The following is a 20,406-nucleotide window of genomic DNA, read 5'->3' on the forward strand; positions in this document are numbered from 1 at the left end:
ATCATTTAAGCATAGGCCGATAATAGCCGTCATCAACCTGAACGCTATTTGGAGTAAATAAAGATGCCTCTCGCATTACTTGCATTGACCATCAGTGCCTTTGCTATCGGCACCACCGAGTTTGTGATTGTCGGGCTAATCCCGACTATCGCGGAACAGTTGGGGGTGACCGTGCCGTCCGCCGGGCTGCTGGTCACCATTTATGCTATCGGCGTGGCCATTGGCGCACCGGTACTGACGGCGTTAACCGGCCGCGTACCGCGCAAGCTGCTGCTGATCAGCCTGATGGTGTTGTTCACCCTGGGCAACCTGCTGGCCTGGCAGTCGCCAAGCTATGAGTCGCTGGTTGTGGCTCGCCTGTTAACCGGCCTGGCCCATGGGGTCTTCTTCTCCATCGGCTCCACCATTGCGACCAGCCTGGTTGCGAAAGAGAAGGCCGCCTCGGCGATTGCCATCATGTTCGGTGGCCTGACCGTGGCACTGGTGACTGGAGTGCCGTTGGGGACCTTTATCGGTCAGCACTTCGGCTGGCGTGAAACCTTCCTGGCGGTGTCGCTTATTGGTGTGATCGCCACGGTAGCCAGCGTCATTCTGGTACCCAACAACATTAAAAATCAGGCCAGTGCCAGCATGGGCGAACAGTTTAAAGTGTTGACTCATCCGCGCCTGCTGCTGATTTACGCAATCACCGCGCTGGGTTACGGCGGCGTGTTCACCACCTTCACCTTCCTGGCGCCAATGATGCAGGAACTGGCGGGCTTCTCCGCGCCTGCGGTCAGTTGGATCCTGCTGGCCTACGGTATTGCAGTGGCCATTGGCAATATCTGGGGCGGTAAACTGGCGGACCGCCATGGTGCGGTGCGGGCACTCAGCTTTATTTTTGCCGCGCTGGCCGTTTTATTGCTGGTGTTCCAGTTTACTGCCAGCCACAGCATGGCTGCGTTGATGACGGTGATTGTGATGGGGGTGTTCGCCTTTGGTAATGTTCCGGGGCTGCAGGTGTATGTGGTTCAGAAAGCCGAGCAGTACACGCCGAATGCGGTGGATGTCGCTTCCGGCCTGAACATCGCGGCCTTCAACGTGGGCATCGCGCTCGGCTCGGTCATTGGCGGTCAGACGGTGTCCACGCTGGGGCTGGCGCAAACGCCGTGGATTGGTGCGGTGATCGTGCTGGTGGCTCTGCTGCTGGTGGGGATTAGCGGACGCTTGGATAAGAAGTATCAGCAGCAACTGGCTTGATAGCCACACATTCCCTTCTCTGGCCCGCATTTTGCGGGCCTTTTCGCATTTATCACCGATCGCCGCTAACCTTTACACACATATACTGTCAGAAGATTGAAATCCCTGCCTCACGCCCCTATAACTGGAAAGGATATGCCCCGTAAAAGCCATGCCGTCAGGTGAGGGCAGGCGTATAATTGATTCAATGTTGGCGGCAATGTCACCGCCAGTTTCATCCTAATGGGAAATAGGCGAATAGCGTGCCGAAACGAACTTATGCAATGAGGTATGTTGCAGGCCAGCCAGTTGAGCGAATTTTCCCTGGCGCCATCAACCAACCGCTGCCGCCCGGGGCCGCATTACCTACGTCCGGCGCGTTGCGAGTGATGGTGTGGAATATCTTTAAACAGCAGCGAGCAGACTGGCTTTCGGTGCTGAAAAGCTATGGTAAGGATGCGCAGCTGGTACTGCTGCAAGAAGCGCAAACCACGCCTGAACTGGTGAGCTTCGCCACGTCGAACTATCTGGCTGCCGATCAGGTGCCGGCCTTTGTGTTACCGCAACATCCTTCGGGCGTAATGACCCTGGCGGCGGCGCATCCGGTCTATTGCTGCCCGTTACGCGAACGTGAACCGCTGCTGCGGTTGGCCAAATCGGCATTGATCACCGTCTATCCGTTGTTTAACGGCCAGTTATTGATGGTGGTGAATATCCATGCGGTGAATTTCAGCCTGGGCGTGGACGTTTACAGCAAGCAATTGGGGCCGATCGGTGAACAGATTGCCAATCACTATGGGCCAGTGATCATGGCCGGGGATTTTAATGCCTGGAGCCGTAAACGAATCAATGCGTTGTATCAGTTTGCCAGTGATATGGCACTGCGTGAGGTAAACTTCACAGACGATCACCGCCGTAAGGCCTTTGGTCGTCCGCTGGACTTTGTTTTTTATCGGAATATGGGCGTGGCGGAGGCTTCGGTGCTGGTGACCAGCGCGTCAGACCATAATCCGTTGCTGGTGGAGTTTCATCCCGAGGCTGACAAACCGCACTGGTGATGCCACCCAGTCTTCAGACAATAAAAAAGCACCCCGAAGGGTGCTTTTTTTGTGCCGAAAATTTAGGTATCCGGCGACGTTTTATCACTGACAAACAGGGTCAGTTTCAGACCCGGTTGCAGATTGTTAGCCTTGGCTAGCGTTGAGTTCCAACGCATCACGTCGTTAATATCGACGCCGTGACGGCGTGCAATACTGGCCAGCGAATCACCTTTACGAACCTGATAGGTGATACTGCTGTTACTGCCGGTGTTGCTGGCCACTTGCAGGGTTTGCCCAACTTTTAAAGTGCTCTTGGCACGTAAGTTGTTCCAACTCTGCAAATCGCTGGACTTGATATTCAACCGCTTGGCAATGCCCGATACCGTGTCGCCGGAGCGCACTTTATACGAGCTTCCGCCAGTCAAACCGCTGTTCTTCGCCAACTGAGTGGTTGGCTGAGTCACTGCGATCTGGCCATCGGCCAACGAGTCTTTCAGCTGATCGGCATGACCTTTGGGAACCATAATGTAATGGGGCCCGTTGGGTGCCGTAACGCCTTTTTTGTAGCCTGGGTTATAAGCTTTCATTTTGGTAAGTGAAAGCCCAGCCATCTCAGCCGCCTGAGTTAACTGTATTTGCTGTCCAACATCAATACGCGCCAGGGCACGGGTGTCATCAGTCTTCGGAAGATTGATACCGTACTTCTTGCTGTTTTTAATGATGTCGCTCAGCGCCAGCATTTTCGGGACATAAATTGACGTTTCACGCGGAAGCGACAATGCCCAGAAATTGGTTGGCTTACCCTGGCGTTTATTTGCCTTAACCGCTTGCATGACACGGCCTTCACCACTGTTATAAGCAGCGACGGTCAGTAGCCAGTCGCCTTTAAACATGCGGTTCAAATACTGCATCATATCAAGCGCAGCAGTCGTCGAGGCCACGACATCGCGTCGCCCGTCATACCACTGGTTGTTTTTCAAACCATAATTGCGACCCGTTTGCGGCACGATTTGCCATAGCCCTGCGGCATTGGCACTTGACGTGGCGTGTGGGTCAAAAGCGCTCTCCACTATGGGTAGCAGTACCAGTTCCATCGGCATATTGCGTTTCTTAATCTGCCCGACTATCCAGTACATGTACGGCTCTGCCCGTAATGTTACATCGTGGAGATAGCTCTTACTTTTTAGGTACTTTCTTTTTTGATCACGGATCCGGGAATTTTCCGGAACCTCCATCTTCAGCTCGTCGCTAATGAAGTTCCACAGGTTCTGTTGCGCGGCACCACTATTGTTATCTAGCCACCGCGCCGAGCTCGCTCGACCATTTGCTGTGTACTCTCCTGCTTCACCTTCTTGACCTGCCGAAGACAAACTCTGTGCATGCTGTTCTGGAGCCGGTGCGTCCTGCCTGGACGACTGGCACCCCACTAGCAAGACTGAGGCGAGAAATATCGCTTTAGCCTTCATGTGTGTGTCAATATAGTTGCTTAAAAGACGAGCAATCATACTTTGCTTCGTCAAATAACACAACTAAAAGCTCAGAAGTTATCTTTTCGCAGGCGTAATTCGGAAAAAACCGAATGAAGGTGTTGGGGTGACGTATGAAAGCCTAATTTTCTTTGTAAATCAGTGTCATGGCAACGTAAAAATAAGTTAATTTTACGCTCTAATTGTAGCTGGGTAGGGACACTGGGCAGGCCTTTTGCCCGTAACGCCTCGACTTGTTGCTGATATGTTTCAATCTCTCGATCTTCCGGCAGAATAGCCCGTGCAAACTTAAGATTTGAAAGCGTATATTCATGCGCGCAACAAATAAGGGTGTTATCGGGAAGTTGCGCGAGCCGTTGAAATGAGTCGAACATTTGCTCGGCAGTCCCTTCAAAAAGTCTGCCGCAGCCGGCAGAGAAAATAGTGTCTCCGCAGAACAGATAAGGTGCGCTATAGAATGCAATATGGCCCAGCGTATGTCCGGGAACCGCGATCACGGCGAATTTCCGCCCGTTGATTTCGAGGGTTTCACCGTCATGAACGAGGTGGTTAGCGCCTTTGTCGGCCGTTTCCTGCGGGCCATAGACCTTCAGCCCGGGATAGCGCGCCGTAATTTGCGCTACGCCACCGACGTGATCGTGATGATGGTGGGTCAACAGAATTGCGTCAGGGGTCAAATTCAGGCGTTCCAGCGCATCAAGCACCGGCTGTGCCTCGCCGGGATCGACGATAATGCATTGGCCCTGCTGGTTATCTAACAACCAAATGTAATTGTCCTGGAAGGCGGGAATGCTGATAAGATTCATGTTGGACCTCTCGTTGGCAACGGCTTGAAAGAAGATAATAAATCATGAAACCAGCCCATACTCTACAAAAGCTCACCAGCCCACAGTCCTGGGCGGAGTTGCCGTGGGGGGAATACTATCGTGAGGCGCTCGAGCGGCAGTTGCAACCCTGGTGGTCGAAGCTGTTTGGTTTCCACCTGTTGAAGCTCGGTAACCTCAGCGCCAGCCTGGCGACGGACAAATGCGCCATCTCTCACCAGGTCAACGTGAGTCTGGAAGGCGACAACCTGCAGGTGGTCGCAGATGCTTACCAACTGCCATTCGCCGCCAAATCGGTAGATGCCTGCCTGCTGGCGCATACATTGTCTTATGCTGACGATCCGCACCGGATGCTGCGTGAGGTCGATCGTGTGTTGATCGACGACGGCTGGTTAGTCATCAGCAGCTTCAATCCTTTCAGTTTATTGGGGTTAGGAAAATTGGTGCCTGGGCTACGTCGTCGCCAGCCCTATGTCAGCCGGATGTTCACCCAGATGCGTCTGTTGGATTGGCTGAGCCTGTTGAATTACGAAGTGTTGCATCAATCGCGCTTTCACGTGCTGCCGTGGCAGCGTAAAGGTGGGAAGTTTTTGTGCACCCATTTACCGGCGCTGGGGTGCATGAGCGTGATTGTGGCGCGTAAGCGTACTTTGCCACTGACGCCAACGCCGATGAAGTTTGGGGCGAGAAAACCCTCTCTCAGCCGCGCCGTCGGCGCGACCAAGAGTTATCGCAAACAGCCTTAATTTTCCGGTTTATAACCCACGTCGTCCTGCGTTGGATTGCCGGCCGCATCGCGTGCCAGCACGTCGCAGCGTTCGTTTTCCGGGTGGCCGGCGTGGCCCTTGACCCATTCCCATTTGACGGTATGGCGCTGAATGGTCAGATCCAGGCGCTGCCAAAGATCGACATTCTTGACCGGCTTTTTGTCGGCGGTCTTCCAACCGCGCTTTTTCCAGTTATGGATCCAACTGGTAATGCCCTGGCGCACATATTGGCTGTCGGTGCTGAGAACCACTTCGCAGGGCGTGGTCAGCGCTTCCAATGCGACAATCGCCGCCATCATCTCCATGCGATTGTTGGTGGTCAGGCGGAAGCCCGCGCTGAAGGTTTTTTCAGTCTGCTTATAGCGCAGTATGGCGCCATAACCACCGGGACCCGGATTGCCAAGGCAGGAGCCGTCGGTGAAAATCTCTACCTGTTTAAGCATCTCTGGTAGACTCTTCCTATCAGTTTTATAAAAGCCAAGTCTGACATAAACGAACGCTGTGAGCACTGCAATATGAGCACTACAACCACCAGACAGATTGTCCTCGATACCGAAACCACCGGTATGAACAAGCTCGGGGTGCATTACGAAGGCCATCGCATCATTGAAATTGGTGCGGTAGAGGTCATTAACCGGCGCCCGACCGGCCGTCACTACCACGTCTATGTCAAGCCGGACCGGCTGGTGGATCCGGAAGCCTATGGGGTTCACGGCATCAGCGATGAGTTCCTGGCGGATAAACCGACGTTCGACCAAATTGCCGATGAGTTTATCGACTTTATCCGCGGCGGTGAGTTAGTCATCCATAACGCGGCGTTCGACATCGGCTTTATGGATCACGAATTCCGCATGCTGCAGCAAGGCATTCCGAAGACCGATACCTTCTGCACCATTACCGACAGCCTGTTAATGGCGCGCCGCCTGTTCCCGGGCAAGCGCAACAACCTCGACGCGCTGTGTAGCCGTTATGAGATAGACAACAGCAAGCGTACGCTGCACGGCGCATTGCTCGATGCCGAGATCCTGGCGGAAGTTTATCTGGCGATGACCGGCGGTCAGACGTCGATGGCATTCCAGATGGAAGGCGATACGCAAAATAACAATTCAGCGCAGGACATTCAGCGCATTGTGCGTCCGGCCACGGCAATGAAAGTGGTCTACGCCAGCGATGAAGAAGTGGTGGCCCATGAGGCGCGACTGGATCTGGTGGCGAAAAAGGGCGGCAGTTGCCTGTGGCGCACGGAAGCGGAATAACGGTATTTTCAGCGTAAATAAATACGGCAGTCTCGCCTTTGTGTTCCGTTAGCTGAAAAACTGTGCAAACGGTTCATTTGGTAAGAGAAAGGCATTGACGGCATAGAGGCACAACCGTAATATGCGCCTCGTTCCTCTCGCAAGAGAAGAACGGCGCGGAGCGGTAGTTCAGTTGGTTAGAATACCTGCCTGTCACGCAGGGGGTCGCGGGTTCGAGCCCCGTCCGTTCCGCCAACATTAAGAAGCCCTGAGTTAGCAATAACTCAGGGCTTCGTTGTTTTTAATCTTTGCTCAATTGCGTTTTGGCGAAGGTTACCGCCTGATTGGCTGCCCATTCCCGGCGAGCAATGATCCGATAGCATCCCCCACCCAGCGCCGCACCGATAAACCAACTGAAGTTAGCCACCTGATGCAGGCTCGGCGTGAAGCTGATCGCCAACCCGATAATGACCGACGGCACCAGCGCCCAAATCGCATTCGGATTGAACCCGTTTTTATACCAGTAACGCCCGTTTGGCGTGGCGTTGTACAAATCGTCGACGTGCAGTTCACCGCGCTTGATGATGTAAAAATCCACCAACAGAATGCCGAACAACGGGCCGATAAAGGCGGCCAGCACGTCCAGAGTGTAATGAATCAACTCGGGTGACTGGAACAGGTTCCAGGGAGTCAGCAGGAACGAGCCGACGGCGGCTATCATTCCGCCGGTACGGAAGCTGATCTTCTGCGGTGAACAGTTGGAAAAATCGAACGCCGGTGAGACAAAGTTGGCGACGATATTGATGCCGATGGTGGCCACGATCATCGTCAGCAGCCCAAGGGCGACGGCGATATCGCTGTCGAGGCGGGTGACGGTTTCGATCGGATCGGTGATCAGTTGCCCGAACAGCGGCAGGGTGCCGGAAACGATCACCACGGTCACCAGTGAAAACAGCAGATAGTTGAACGGCAAACCCCAGCGGTTGCCGCGCTGCACCTCGGCAAAGCTTTTGCCGTAGCGGGTAAAGTCGCCAAAATTAAGCAGCGGACCGGAGAAATAAGACACCACCAGCGCAGTGGCGGTCAGCATCAGCCAGCCTTGTTCACCGGCACTCAGGTTTTTACTCGACAGGGTAAGCGAGAGATTGGAAAAACCGACGCGATAGACAATCCAACCGGCCAGCGCGAACATCACCACGTAAACCGCCGGCCCGGCGATATCGATAAAACGCTTAATCGCCTGCATACCATGCCAAAACACCATCGCTTGCAACAGCCACATGGTGATGTAACAAACCCAACCAAGCTGCGACAGGCCAAGAAAATGCGGCTGGGTCATCGTTTCCAGCGACGGGAAGAATTTCAGCAGCGTCAGCATCAGCGCGTTGGAAGCCAAATAGGTCTGGATACCGTACCAGGCGAAGGCGATCATGCCGCGGATCACCGCCGGAATATTGGCGCCAAACACGCCAAACGCCTGACGGCTTAATACGGCGTAAGGCACGCCGCCGAGCTGACTGGGTTTAGCCACCAGGTTGGCGCAGAACTGCACGATACAAATCCCCACTAACAAGCAAATCAATACCTGCCAGCTCGACAGGCCGAGGGCGAAGAAGCTGGCGGCCACCACGTAGCCTCCCATGCTGTGTACATCCGACATCCAGAAAGAAAAGATGTTGTACCAGCTCCAGTTCTGGTCACGCGTTGGCGCCAGGTCTTCGTTACACAGCTTGGGACTGTAGTTTTCATTAGGGTTTGGCATAAATCGTGCTCCTCTCAAGAACGTCACCCGGATGTTGCTATCTGTTTTTTGGCAAAGATTGCTGAGAGGGCTTTTGCAGGATCCAGGCCAGACTGTTCTTTTTTGTATACAAAATATCTGCTTGTTGTATACGATTTGATTATCCAAGGGGACGGGGAGCAGAGAGATGGTCGGCACGACGATCGGCACCAACGCCGCGTGGCATGGGCAACAGGCCACTTATTTCATTGAAGATAAAGACGATCATATATACAACTCGCTGGTGAAAGCCATCGTCGAACATCGTTTGCTGCCCGGCAGCAAATTACCGGAAGAAGCGCTGGCAGAGACCTTCGGCGTTAGCCGGACCGGAATCCGTCGGGTGCTGCAGCGCCTTGCGGCAGTGCAGCTTGTGACTCAGTTGCCCAAGCGTGGTGCACAGGTGGCTACGCCGGGGCAGGATGAGGCAACCCAGGTTTTCCAGACGCGCAAGATGTTGGAGTGCGCCAACCTGCCGCAGGTGATTGCTCACTGCCGTGAAGAACACCTGTTGGCGATGGAACAGATAGTGGCACAGGAGCAGCAGGCGCACCGCGATCAGGACGGTGCAGCGGCGATCCGTCTGTCCGCCGCGTTTCACGTGCAGTTGCAGGCTATCGCCGGCAATCAGGTGTTAACCGAAATGGTGTCCCTGCTCACGCTGCGATCGTCGCTGGTGATTGCTGTTTACGGTTCGCCCTGGCAGCAGGGGTGCCGTTGCCACGATCACCGCGATTTGCTGACCTTGCTGCGGGGTAAAGACTGCGCCGCGTTGGCGCATCATATGTCCCGCCATTTTGACGATATTGTGGCTCATTTGCGGTTTAACCAGGGTGCCAATGAAACGCCGGATTTCGCCCATATTTTTGCTGAAACCGAACCGCGGGGGCCGCTATGACAACTCGCTGCATTATTCAGGTCATCAATCCGAATACCAGCCTGGCAATGACCGAAACCATTGCCGATGCAGCACGTGCGGTGGCTGCGCCGGGTACCGAAATCCTGGCGGTCTGTCCGCAAGAAGGGGCGCCATCGATAGAGGGGCATTTTGACGAAGCCATCGCCGCCATTGGCGTATTGCAGCAGGTGAAATTAGGGCGAGAGGCGGGGGTGAGCGGGCACGTCATCGCCTGTTTTGGCGACCCGGGTCTGCTGGCGGCGCGTGAATTGGCAGACAGGCCCGTGGTCGGTATTGCCGAGGCGGCAATGCATATGGCGACGCTGGTGGCGACGCGTTTCTCCATTGTCACCACGCTGCCGCGCACGCTGGTGATTGCGAGGCATTTGCTGCATCAATACGGTTTTGAGCGGCACTGTGCCGCACTGCACGCGATTGATCTGCCGGTGTTGGCACTGGAGGATGGCAGCGGCCTGGCTCAGCAAAAAGTGCGTGAACAATGCCTCCGGGCAAAGCAACAGGACGGCAGCGGTGCGATTGTTCTCGGCTGCGGCGGCATGGCCGATTTGGCGCGAGAGCTGACGCTGGAATTGGGGATCCCGGTGATCGACGGTGTCAGCGCTGCGGTGAAAATGATCGAGTCGCTCAATGCGCTCGGTCTGAGCACCAGCAAGCACGGCGATCTGGACTTTCCGCAGGCAAAAGCCTTGTCCGGTATGTTTGACCATTTTAACGGGTGATCAGTAAAGGGAAACAACGATGAGTGATTTCGAGTTCAATAAAGATTACCCCCGTGATTTGATCGGCTACGGTGGCCGTCCGCCGCAGGCGGGTTGGCCTGGTCAGGCACGCATCGCGGTGCAATTTGTCCTCAATTACGAGGAGGGGGCGGAAAATAACGTGCTGCACGGCGACGCCGGATCTGAACAGTTTCTTTCCGATATTATCGGCGCGGCCAGCTACCCTGAGCGGCATATGTCGATGGATTCCCTTTACGAATATGGTTCACGCGCCGGTTTTTGGCGGATCCATGACGAGTTCCAGCGCCGTGGCTTGCCATTGACGGTGTTTGGCGTGGCGATGGCGTTGGCGCGTAACCCGCTGGTGGTCGAAGCGATTAAAAATGCCGACTACGACGTGGTCAGCCACGGCTGGCGTTGGATCCACTACCAGCACATGGATGAAGTGACCGAACGGCAGCATATGCAGCAGGCGATGACGGTATTGCGCGATTTGTTCGGCAAGGCGCCGCTCGGTTGGTATACCGGCCGTGACAGCCCGAATACCCGCCGGTTGGTGGTGGAACACGGTGGCTTACAGTACGACAGCGACTATTACGGTGACGATTTGCCGTTCTGGACTGAAGTGCAGTGCGCCAACGGTGAAACAAAACCGCACCTGATCATACCCTATACCCTGGAGGCCAATGATATGCGCTTCGCCTCGCCACAGGGCTTTAACACCGGCGAGCAGTTCTTTACCTATCTGAAAGACAGTTTTGACGTGCTGTATGCCGAAGGGGCGGAGTCGCCGAAGATGCTGTCGATCGGCATGCATTGCCGCTTACTGGGGCGGCCGGGCAAGTTCCGCGCGCTACAGCGTTTTCTGGACTATATCGAACAATATGACCGGGTTTGGGTGTGTCGACGTCAGGATATTGCCGACCACTGGGTGGCACAGCATCCATTTAAGAAATAAAAAAGGGCCAATTTGGCCCTTTTCGTTTTGTGTGAATGCAATGGCGTGCTCAGGTAAGGATCAGAACAGTACGGAGTAGTTCAGACCAAAGGTACGGCCGCGGCCTTTATAGCTGTAAAGCTCTGGTGAGCCATAGGTTGGGCTATAAAGGATGGGGGCGCGCTGACCCCAAACGGTGGTGTATTCCTTGTCCAGCAGGTTTTCCACGCTGAAACTGAGTTTACCTACCGGCAACGCGTAGCTACCGAGGAAGTCGATGGTGTTGTAGCCATCGATTTTACGTCCCTGAGTAGAACCCGCCTTGGTGTAATCGCCGTCATCCGACACGTCGAAGGTCTGCTGTGATTGCAGACGCAGGTTCCAGTCGCCCGGTGCCCAGCCGACATAGGCGGTGACTTTCGATGGGCTGGCAGTATCCACCAGCAACTTTTTCCACTCGCCGTTGACCTTGGTCTCGGAGCGGATGAAGTTGAAGTTGGTGCCCGCGCTCCAGTCGCTGTCTTCGAAGAAGTAATCGACCGCGCCTTCCATCCCGTAGATGCGGCGCTTGTCCGAATTGACGTTAATGGTCATGTCGGTTTTGTTGATCGAAATACTCTTATCGGACAGGGAATAGTAGCCGGCGATCTGCGTACGCAGGTTATCGCCGGTATAGCGCCAGCCCAGCTCGTAAGAGTTAACCTTGATGCCTTCCAGCTTGGAGTCGCCGACGTTAACGCTTTTGTTCAACTGATAATGGCCGTTGTTCAGCGCATAGGTACCGTTACCGTAATACTTGCCCGGATCCGGGATCTCGTAACCCTGCGAGAAGTTGATCCAGGTCTGCTGGCGTTCGGTCAGGTGTGCCAACAGGCCGGCGTTGAACAGGGCGTTGTTGTAATCGGTTTTCCCGCCTGGGATAGCATCCGCTGAGGTGGCAGCCCCGGTGGCGATAGCTTGCTGCTGGTTATAACCGACGAAGTCATCAATCTTGTTTTCGGTGTACTGGTAACGCACGCCGCCGCTCAGGGTAAAGATTGGGTTGATGTCGTAACTGGCCTGCAGGAAGGAGGCCAGGTTGGTCGTGGTATAGCCAGGGTAACGCCCGGTGTTATACGCGTTTTGCAGATCCATGCCGCCGGACTGCTGCGCTTTCGCCAGATCGAAGAACTGCTGGTTGGAATTGAACGTTTCATGCTCGGCGTCGATGCCGTAGGTCAACGTCAGGGCATCGATCGGTTTGCTGTTCAGTGTCAGCTTACCGCCGTAAAAGTCGGTCTTCTGCTGTGAGGCGCCGATGCTGCTGACGTAATAATCCGGGGCTTTACCCGCCAGCGTTGGGAACGGGTAAAAGGTCAGCGACTCATCGCGATAATAAACCTGCGCCACCAGATCCTGACCGAGGAAGTCGGTGTTGGAGTACTGCAGGTTGATCAGATGGCGCTCGGTTCCCGGAATACGATCCGAATTGAGGTTGCCGCTGTTGTACGCCTTGGCGTTGCCGGTCACCGCGGCGAAATTTTCCCCGAGGAACAGACCGTGGTCGCCATCGGACTGGCTTTTGTAATACTGAGTGGTCAGTTGCAGCTGCTGGTGGTCATCGATATTGATGGTGCCGGAACCCATCACGTCGAGGCGATCGGAATACTGCAGGCCCGTCTGGGTATTATCAATCAGAACTTCGTTACCCTTGCCGTCGTACCAGCCGCCGTAACGCTGGTAGGAGACCGACAAGCGGCCCGAAGCGTTGTCGTTGCCGCCGCTGACCGCTGCCGCCACGTTCTCGTCGTGGTCGTTATGGCCGCCAAAGCCGGTTTTGCCGCCGATCTGCAGTTCAACCTGCGGCTCTTTCTGGCCTTTTTTGGTGACGATATTGATCAGGCCACCGGTGCTGCCGCCGCCGTACAGCGAGGTGGCGCCGGAAATCACTTCAATGTGATCGATATTAAAAGGATCGATCGAGTCCAACTGGCGGCTGTCGCTGCGCGAAGAGTTCAAACGCACACCGTCGATCATCACCATCATCGAACGGCCGCGCAGGTTCATGCCGTAGTTGGTACGGCCCTGACCGCTGACGTCCATGCCCGGGATCAGCTGCGCCAGCATGTCCTTGATCTCTTTGCCGCCCTGTACTTGCTGCTCAATTTCCTGGCTCTCAATCACCCAGGTGGTCTGCGCCATTTCTGCCACGGTGCGGTGTGCGCGGCTGGCGGATACCACCATCTGCTCTTCGCTTTTTTGTTCTTCTGCCCAGGCTGCCGGTGCGAGCATCGCCAGCAGGCAAGGATTTAATACCCAGAGGTGTTTGCGTTTCATCGTTATTGACCTGTGTTTCCCGTATTGGTGTGTCGTTAAAACTCGGTGTAATTGAGCATGACGTGTTCGGCACGGGCTGGGGTGCCCGGTTGCCGACTACGCCATTGGATCACAGCCGGGGTGGACGTTAAATCGAACTGGTCGCGTCCTAAAACCCGGTTGAGAATACGGGCCGAACGCCAGGCCATCAGGCTGAGCTGGGGTTCGGCGATACCGTGGCTGTGCATGCCGGCATTAACGGCAAACAGGCAGTTTTCCCTGGGGCCTTCCCACTCCAGGCTGAAGTCGGGGGCCACGCGGAACTGGTCATCGGCGGTGGTCAGCAGACGGTCCGCCAGCGGTTCGAGGAAGGCCGGGCGATCCTGCTGATAGCCGGTGGCGAAGATCACCACGTCGGTATCGAAGGTTTCTTTGCCCTGATCGAGATGGTGATGGGTGACCAACTGCCAGCCGTTGCCCGTGGCCTGGATTGCCGCCAGAGAACGGCTTGGCAGCAGGTGCGCCCAGGGCTTTTCGCGCAGCACTTCAAACTGGTGATACATCGCACGATAGATAGCCAACAGCGAGTCGCTGGTGATGCCGTCGGAGGTCATCTTCTGCTCGGTCAGCATGCGCTGTTTGGCGCCGTCGTTCAGACCATAGAAACTGTCAACGTAGTCCGGCGTGAAGTATTCATTGGCGAAGGCGGCTTCATCCAACGCGTTATAGTTGTTGCGACGCGAGATCCAGTTCAACTGCGCAGGCTGGCCCCATTCGGCGCGGAAGATGTTCAGGAACAGGTCCGCACCGCTCTGGCCGCCACCGACGATCGTGACGCGCTTGCCGGTCAGGTCCGGGTTGCGCATCGTCATCTCGCTGGCGTGGAAGCAGCGGTCGTTTTGCTCGGTGACGCAGTCCGGCAGTTTGATGCGTTTGCCGATCCCCAGGCAGACGTGGCGTGCCCGGTAGGTCGCACGCTGGGTGGTGACGACGAATTGGCGTTGCCGGTCGTCAAAATCCACGCTCTGAATATCCTGACTGAACTCTAGCGACTTGAGCCCGTTAGCGGCCCAGTCGAGGTAGTCGGCGAACTCTTCGCGCGACACGGTTCGCAGTTCGGTGGTCAGGAATCGGTAGAATTTCTTCCTTTTCACCAGATAGTTCAGAAAGCTGTACGGGTTGGTCGGCGATACCGCGCTGACCAGATCTTTCAGGAAGCTGGTCTGCATGTGGCAATCCGGCACCATCATGCCGGGGTGCCAGGAAAAGTGCGGTTTGCGCTCGAGGAACTTAGTGTTAAAACCGGCAACTTCGCTGCCGAGTGCGGCAATGCTGAGGTTGAACGGACCTATGCCTATGCCGATGAAATCCAGGGGCTGATTCATTGGGCAGACTCCTTGGTGACCAAGTAAAGAGGGTTATCCAGATCCTGCAGATAGTTTGGCAACATGCGGCTGCCGCCATCCTGTTCCGAGTAGGTGAGTTTTACCGGGTTGAGCACCACGCGAATAATTTGTGGTTTGAACAGATCAAACAGGGCAAAGCGTTCCGCCATGTCCGGGTGTTGCGCCATATAGCCTTTCAACACCTTCGCCAGCAGTTGATAGAAACGGGTTTCGCTGACGCCGCAGGTCTGCATCAGCGGCGAGATAAAGCGCAGCACGGTGACGAAATGTCCGGTTTGCAAATCATGGATCAAATAGTCGGCGGACAGGCGTACGGTGACGTCTTTCACCACTTTCGGCAGCGACGCCGCTTCGGGGAAGTCCTGGTCCACCAGGCGCATATCGCCCTGGAAGTCTTTGAGCAACACGCGCTGCGGTACGTGATCTTTCATCACCAGCGTGATGTTCTGGCCGTGGGCGATCAGCGCCACGCCGTAGCGGCACATCAGGTGGTACATCGGCAGCACTACCACGCTGAACATCTGCTGCAACCAGGCTTCGGCGCTCAGACCTGAACGGGCAATGTAGGCGGCGATCAAGGGCTGGCCCTGATTGTCGGTTTCCATCAGTGTCGCCATCAAAATGGCCTGCTCGCCCTCCTGCAGGTAGCAAGAAGGATTCTCACGCCAGATCACCCCCAGCATTTCCTGATAGCGGTAAGGCGCTTTGGTTAGCGAGGCATAGGTTGGGTGGGTCATATAACCCGCCGCCGGTTCGCCAAGGATCTCGGCACCGCTGGCGCGCAGCGTGCCGTCTTCGGCAAAAATTTGCTGCAGCCAGCGGGAAGCGGCCGGCCCGGCGCTGATGTACTTGCCCGGAATACCGCGATAGCACGAAGTGTTGTAAATGGTCAGCGGCAGCTTGATGTCGAACGCGGAACGGCGGCTGATGTTGGTCAGGGTACGCAGCGATTGCTGTGCCAGATAGCTGTCGCCGAATTCGCCCAGTTCCACCAGTTCTCCTTCGGCCAGTTGCGGCAAGAAATGCAGCGCGATTTTTTGCTGCCACTGCCACGGATGCAGCGGCACCGGGATCCAGTCATGGGTCAGTTTCAGCTCGCGCCAGCGGCGGTCAAAGCGTTGGCGTTCGGCCTTGTCCATCGCGCTGTTAAGCAGGTTTTCCAGCGAATATTCTTCGTCGGCACACCAGACGAAACTGCCGCGTTTGGCCGCTACCCAGTGCAGTTGGAACTGCCCCTGGTATTCAGGCGCATACTGCTGCAGCGCGGTCAGTCCCCAACCACGACGGCCTTTGTTGAAGATAAACTTGGGGTGTCCGGCCAGCAGGCACTGCAGCGCGTCGGCGTCCAGCGCAATCAAATCCTGTGCGCTCATGCCGTGGCGGGCGGACAGCAGTTGCATATCGCCGCGCAGTGTGGCGTACAAATCTTCCAGATGCTCGGCGACCTGCGCATCGTCCATTTTCAGCACCTGCGCCAACTGGCGCAGCGTTTGATCGGCGGCTAACGGCGATTGCTCGCAGGTCAGCGTAGCCGGATCGATGTGCAGCCAGCCCCAGATACCGCGTTCGGCACTGAAGCTATACTGAGCGTCGCCCAGCAGAATGCGCCACTGGCCGTTGTGTGGTTCGGCATGCAGCGTGCGTTCATATTCCAGTTCGGCGAGGATCTTGGCGATCATCTGGCGGTTTACCCGTTGCCAGTCGGCGTAATCTACGGTGTTCATACTGAGGCCCCCCGGAAGAATTCATCACGTTGATTCACTATCAAACGCGAGCGCTTATGCGGGAAATCGAACTCTTTGACTGTGTGGTAGCCGGCGGTCGCCAGGTGACGGAACAGCCGCTGGTTATCCGCGCGCGGTTCGGCGACCACGCGCGTGGTACGCGGCTCATCCAGATACAGGTAATGCGTCAGGCCGCGCAGCCAACTGCGGATGAACTGTGCGCCGCGGCAGTCTTCTTCACCGACCAGCATATGCAGCCCACGGTCGAACGGTTGCCAGCGGTAATGGCGACCGATGCGGTCTTCGGGGGCCCAATAGACTTCGAAATAGCCGAACGGGCGATCGTCAAAACAACCCAGTAGCGGATAACAATAGCTGGAGTCCAGTTGGCGCTGCAGGTAGGCGGCCTGGGTTTCGAGCGGGCCGCTCATTTCCCAGAAGGCGTCCACGCGCGGTGAATTCATCCAGCGGGTGAACTGTTCGGCATCGCGTTCCACTTCCGGCAGGCGGAAACTCAGGGTTCGCTTGAGCTGCGGATCGTAACGGCGATAGACCTCGCCGCTGGGGCGGGCCGGGCGCTGCGGGAACCACAGGCTGCGCTCGGCGTCATACTGCATTTTTCCGGACGCAGGGTGGCGTCCGGCACCGAGCCACAGTGGCAATTGGTAGAAGGTTTCGCGCGCCAGATAGTCGCTGCTGGCCAATGCGAACAGCGCCTGCGCCTGTGGCTCTTCACACCATTGCGCATAGGGCAGGGTGACACCGCTGAGCTGCGGTGCGGCCGCCAACAGCTGATCGAGCGCTTGCACCAGCCAGTCCTGCGGCAGCGGCCCCGGATTGTGCAGAACGGCACTGCCGTCCAGACCCAAACCGAGTTGCAGCTCCTGCCCCAGCCGCTCACAGCAAAAGCCGCTGCCGGCATGCATCAGCTTGGCGTGCGGCATCATTGAGCGGCTCCCTGGCGCAGCGGGTTGACGAAGTCGAAGTAAATCACCGCCGGATCGACGATGGTGTTTTCGTTATGGTCGTGCAGGTAACAGAAGAAGTTGCCTTTGCAGTTCCAGTGACTGCTGTCGAGCACGTAGTCCAGACACAGCGTGTTTTTGGCGCTGGCACGCAGGCCGTTTAGCGCATCGCGCACCCGGGCCATCAACCGCTCTTCACTGTCGAAACCGGCCGCGGCCAATGCCGCCGTGACGGCCAGGCTGGAGTTCACCAGCAGGTAATAAGGGAAGTAACGCAGCAACTGCTGTTCGCTGAAGCGGTTTTCGGCATCGGCCTCGCCAATTTCTTCCAGCCATGGCCCGGCGTCGCGGGTAAAGCCGCTGCCCTGACAGTCGCGGTACAGCATGCCAATCGGCAGATCTTGCTGCATCTCCACCAGAATATTTTGCTGGTGGGCCAGCAGCACCAGCCCGTAATCGGCTTCGGTGCTGAACAGCGGCAGCAACACCTGTTGGCAATAAGCGTCCAGCCAGGTGTGAGCGGCCTGTTGCAACGGCAGGTTCAGGCGGGCGGCCAAACGGCGCACTGCCGCAGCCAGCAGGCTGTCGCCGCCGTCCGGTGCGGCCTGGGTCAGGGTCACCAGCACGTTGGTCTGGCTTTCCGGCTGATCGAACAGCAGGTTATCGCGCAGTGCCATCAGGCTTTCTTCCTGAATCGTTCCGTCCGCAGAGCGCAGACCGGCCCAGCCGTCCTCCTGCATCACGCGGAAGGTGGGGTAGCGGGCCTGCAGTTGCTGCCAGCGTGGTGTTTGCGCCAGACGGGCCAGGCGGATGCCGCGCTTCACTTCTTTGACCGACAGGGTGCGCACGGAATTGGTCAGGCGCACGCTGAGGGAGAATTTGATCATGTCGCGGTTGCTGGCGCTGTACAGCGAGCGGGAAGAACTGGTTGGCAGCCAGCGTTCACCGGCTTCGCCCAGATCGCTCAACAACCCTTGGGTCACCAGCTCCCGGCACCAGGCCTGTGTCAGTAAATGGTCGGCCTGCCACGGGTGCATCGGCAGCAGCCAAACGTCATCGGTAAAGTGCGCCAGCAGGTGTGGGGCGCTTTCAGCGGCAAAACGCTGCAGGCGTTGCTGCAACGTCAGGTTCAGGCTGTCGCCGCACAGGTGGCGTTTATCGACGGCAAACCAGCGCAGCGGGAAGCGAGCGCCAAAGTCCGGCAGGTAGCGACGCGCCTGCTGTTCGTCGAAGGGTTCATGGGATTTTGGCGCCGGGTGGAAGGCGTGACCCACCAACAACCCCTGTTCTGCCTGGGCGAAGTTCAGTGGCTTGTCGCGCAGGGCAGGCCAGTCCAGACGAATATCGATCGCCTGTTGGGTATTATCATGACTCTCCAGCACTCGCTGGCGGAACCGGGCGACGACTTCATCCGACAGTTCACCTTTCACCGCCGGTTTTTCCAACATCAAGGAGATAAGCTGTTCCACACTCAACGCAACGCCTGCACCGTCGTCTTGCTGATGCAAGCGGGCGGGGAACAGATATTGATGATGTTGGGTGGGCGAGGTATGACGTAAAGCGATGCGGATAGCCTGAGAAGGCGAAAGGGGAATATGGAGCTGCGGATGCTGTTGGTTGTTGCCCGCCGGAACGATTTGCCAGTCCCGGGTTTCACGCATCAATGCGTTGAGAAAACATTGCGCAGCCACGTCGGTCGTCGCGGTTTCAAACTGGATTGTCATGATCCCATTTCACTGTCGAATCAATTGAGAATGATTCTTATATCAATAATATTTATTGTTATCAATCATCGTATGATACAATTTTTCAATGAATTGAACATAACCTTATAATTTTATTAACGGTAAATTTACGTTTGATGCATATTTCTTCCCCCCCTAAATCACCGACAATTGGGAATACGTCTCCTTCAAACTGGCCGCTCGCCTTGTGCGCCGGGTTGTTGGGCATCGGGCAAAATGGCCTGCTGGTGGCGTTGCCGGTGCTGGTCAGCATGACCCAACTGTCGCTTTCGGTCTGGGCCGGGCTATTGACGCTCGGTTCGATGCTGTTTCTGGTTGGCTCTCCGTGGTGGGGCCGGCAGTCTGAAATTCGCGGCTGCAAGTTCGTGGTAACCCTGGCGTTAACAGGGTATTTGTTCAGTTTTGCTTTACTGGCACTGGCGGTGTGGGGGTTGGCGGCGGGTTGGCTTTCACCCACGCTGGGGTTGGGCGGCCTGATCGTGGCGCGCATTATCTATGGGCTGACGGTGTCAGGTATGGTACCTGCCAGCCAGACCTGGGCCTTACAGCGTGCCGGTTATGAACAGCGCATGTCGGCTCTGGCAACCATCAGCTCAGGGCTGAGCTGCGGGCGATTGCTGGGGCCGCTGTGCGCCGCGCTGGCACTGTCGATTCACCCGATGGCACCGCTGTGGTTGATGGCTATTGCCCCCTTGATCGCCTTGCTGGTGGTATGCCGCCAGCACAATGATCCGCCGCTGCCGCCGGTCGCGCATCAGCAAAACCGGCTCCGTCTCAATATGGCACCTTATCTATTGTGCGCGCTGCTGTTGGCCGCGTCGGTCAGTTTGATGCAACTGGGGCTGGCACCGCATTTGGCCCGTTTGTTCAGCCATTCGGCCACGACCGTCAGTCATCATGTGGCGGTGTTGTTGAGCGTTGCGGCGGCCTGCACGCTGTTGGCACAGTTCCTGGTGGTTCGCCCACAGCGCTTTAGCGCGCCGCAACTGTTGCTGCTGGCGGCGGTGTTGATGGTGGCAGGGTTGGGCCTGATGTGTGCCCAACCCTTGGCGCTGTTCTATGTCGGTTGTGCGCTGGCCTCTTTCGGTGCAGCCATGGCGACACCGGGTTATCAGCTGATGCTGAACGATAAATTGTCCACCGGCAAAGGATCGGGAGCGATTGCCACCAGCCATACGCTGGGTTACGGCCTGAGTGCGCTGATGGTGCCGGTGGTGGCGAAGTTTTATGGTGAGTCGCAGCTGATCGCGGCGGCTCTGACGATGGCGGTTCTGCTGGGCGGTATCAGCGGCTGGCTGTGGCGCCAGCACCGCATCAGTGTCGATCCTGCGGGAGAGTAACAAAT

16 protein-coding genes, 1 tRNA gene and 1 pseudogene are annotated in these 20,406 nt (G+C 56.6%); 9 read left to right on the forward strand and 9 right to left on the reverse strand.

What is annotated here, in order from left to right; all coding sequences use genetic code 11:
• Window positions 1-63 precede the first annotated feature (63 nt).
• The gene (locus tag ACGS9J_RS24460; RefSeq protein WP_442233220.1) at window positions 64-1,239 is read left to right on the forward strand and encodes an MFS transporter; all 1,176 of its coding nucleotides are present in this window, start codon (window positions 64-66) and stop codon (window positions 1,237-1,239) included.
• Window positions 1,240-1,481: 242 nt separating this feature from the next.
• Window positions 1,482-2,276, forward strand: coding sequence for an endonuclease/exonuclease/phosphatase family protein (locus ACGS9J_RS24465; protein WP_442233221.1), 795 nt, complete (start codon window positions 1,482-1,484; stop codon window positions 2,274-2,276).
• Window positions 2,277-2,338: 62 nt separating this feature from the next.
• Here ACGS9J_RS24465 and mltD read toward each other — a convergent pair whose 3' ends face one another.
• Together mltD and gloB are read right to left on the reverse strand one after the other, a co-directional pair.
• Entirely contained in the window at window positions 2,339-3,724 is a 1,386-nt protein-coding gene (gene mltD / locus ACGS9J_RS24470) for a murein transglycosylase D (RefSeq protein WP_442233260.1), read from the reverse strand.
• A gap of 71 nt (window positions 3,725-3,795) precedes the next feature.
• On the reverse strand, window positions 3,796-4,551 hold the full coding sequence (gene gloB, locus ACGS9J_RS24475) for a hydroxyacylglutathione hydrolase (protein ID WP_442233222.1): 756 nt from the start codon (window positions 4,549-4,551) through the stop codon (window positions 3,796-3,798).
• A gap of 44 nt (window positions 4,552-4,595) precedes the next feature.
• Between gloB and ACGS9J_RS24480 the strand changes: the two genes are divergently transcribed.
• Complete coding sequence (locus tag ACGS9J_RS24480) at window positions 4,596-5,315, forward strand: class I SAM-dependent methyltransferase (RefSeq protein ID WP_442233223.1); 720 nt, start codon at window positions 4,596-4,598, stop codon at window positions 5,313-5,315.
• Here ACGS9J_RS24480 and rnhA read toward each other — a convergent pair.
• Window positions 5,312-5,898, reverse strand: a pseudogene (gene rnhA, locus ACGS9J_RS24485) (ribonuclease HI). The gene ACGS9J_RS24480 and the pseudogene rnhA sit on opposite strands and share 4 nt — an antisense overlap.
• A gap of 4 nt (window positions 5,899-5,902) precedes the next feature.
• Between rnhA and dnaQ the strand changes: the two are divergent.
• Window positions 5,903-6,592, forward strand: coding sequence for a DNA polymerase III subunit epsilon (gene dnaQ / locus ACGS9J_RS24490; RefSeq protein WP_442233224.1), 690 nt, complete (start codon window positions 5,903-5,905; stop codon window positions 6,590-6,592).
• Between the two features lie 157 nt (window positions 6,593-6,749).
• Window positions 6,750-6,826 (forward strand) — tRNA-Asp (locus ACGS9J_RS24495).
• A gap of 46 nt (window positions 6,827-6,872) precedes the next feature.
• Here the strand turns inward: ACGS9J_RS24495 and ACGS9J_RS24500 are convergent.
• Window positions 6,873-8,333: an NCS1 family nucleobase:cation symporter-1 gene (locus ACGS9J_RS24500; protein ID WP_442233225.1), complete on the reverse strand. Its 1,461-nt coding sequence runs from the start codon at window positions 8,331-8,333 to the stop codon at window positions 6,873-6,875.
• A gap of 166 nt (window positions 8,334-8,499) precedes the next feature.
• Between ACGS9J_RS24500 and ACGS9J_RS24505 the strand changes: the two genes are divergently transcribed.
• From ACGS9J_RS24505 to puuE, 3 genes are read left to right on the forward strand one after another with little or no spacing between them, the layout of a single operon-like run.
• Complete coding sequence (locus ACGS9J_RS24505; RefSeq protein WP_442233226.1) at window positions 8,500-9,249, forward strand: GntR family transcriptional regulator; 750 nt, start codon at window positions 8,500-8,502, stop codon at window positions 9,247-9,249.
• Window positions 9,246-9,989 carry an allantoin racemase gene (gene hpxA / locus ACGS9J_RS24510; protein WP_442233227.1) on the forward strand — a complete coding sequence of 248 codons (744 nt, stop codon included), beginning with the start codon at window positions 9,246-9,248 and terminating at the stop codon, window positions 9,987-9,989. Before ACGS9J_RS24505 ends, hpxA begins: the two co-directional genes overlap by 4 nt.
• A 19-nt stretch (window positions 9,990-10,008) precedes the next feature.
• Window positions 10,009-10,947 (forward strand): allantoinase PuuE, encoded by a 939-nt coding sequence (puuE, locus tag ACGS9J_RS24515; RefSeq protein ID WP_442233228.1) that lies wholly within the window; start codon window positions 10,009-10,011, stop codon window positions 10,945-10,947.
• Window positions 10,948-11,007: 60 nt separating this feature from the next.
• Here the strand turns inward: puuE and ACGS9J_RS24520 are convergent, their stop codons facing one another.
• Genes ACGS9J_RS24520 through ACGS9J_RS24540 form a run of 5 tightly spaced genes read right to left on the reverse strand, consistent with a single transcriptional unit; the run spans window position 11,008 to window position 19,040 of the window.
• Window positions 11,008-13,242, reverse strand: coding sequence for a TonB-dependent siderophore receptor (locus ACGS9J_RS24520; RefSeq protein ID WP_442233229.1), 2,235 nt, complete (start codon window positions 13,240-13,242; stop codon window positions 11,008-11,010).
• A 35-nt stretch (window positions 13,243-13,277) separates the two neighbouring features.
• Window positions 13,278-14,606, reverse strand: a complete 1,329-nt coding sequence (locus ACGS9J_RS24525; RefSeq protein ID WP_442233230.1) for a lysine N(6)-hydroxylase/L-ornithine N(5)-oxygenase family protein — start codon at window positions 14,604-14,606, stop codon at window positions 13,278-13,280.
• Window positions 14,603-16,351, reverse strand: coding sequence for an aerobactin synthase IucC (gene iucC, locus ACGS9J_RS24530; RefSeq protein ID WP_442233231.1), 1,749 nt, complete (start codon window positions 16,349-16,351; stop codon window positions 14,603-14,605). Before iucC ends, ACGS9J_RS24525 begins: the two co-directional genes overlap by 4 nt.
• Window positions 16,348-17,298 carry a GNAT family N-acetyltransferase gene (locus ACGS9J_RS24535; protein ID WP_442233232.1) on the reverse strand — a complete coding sequence of 317 codons (951 nt, stop codon included), beginning with the start codon at window positions 17,296-17,298 and terminating at the stop codon, window positions 16,348-16,350. Before ACGS9J_RS24535 ends, iucC begins: the two co-directional genes overlap by 4 nt.
• Window positions 17,295-19,040 carry an IucA/IucC family protein gene (locus tag ACGS9J_RS24540; RefSeq protein ID WP_442233233.1) on the reverse strand — a complete coding sequence of 582 codons (1,746 nt, stop codon included), beginning with the start codon at window positions 19,038-19,040 and terminating at the stop codon, window positions 17,295-17,297. The genes ACGS9J_RS24535 and ACGS9J_RS24540 overlap by 4 nt, the downstream gene beginning before the upstream one ends.
• A gap of 137 nt (window positions 19,041-19,177) precedes the next feature.
• Here ACGS9J_RS24540 and ACGS9J_RS24545 point away from each other — a divergent pair, with 137 nt between their 5' ends.
• A complete protein-coding gene (locus ACGS9J_RS24545; RefSeq protein WP_442233234.1) occupies window positions 19,178-20,401 on the forward strand; it encodes an MFS transporter in 1,224 nt (407 codons plus the stop codon).
• Window positions 20,402-20,406: the final 5 nt, after the last annotated feature.

This window comes from Serratia quinivorans (assembly GCF_052113645.1).
GTDB classification, from domain to species: Bacteria; Pseudomonadota; Gammaproteobacteria; order Enterobacterales; family Enterobacteriaceae; genus Serratia; species Serratia quinivorans_B.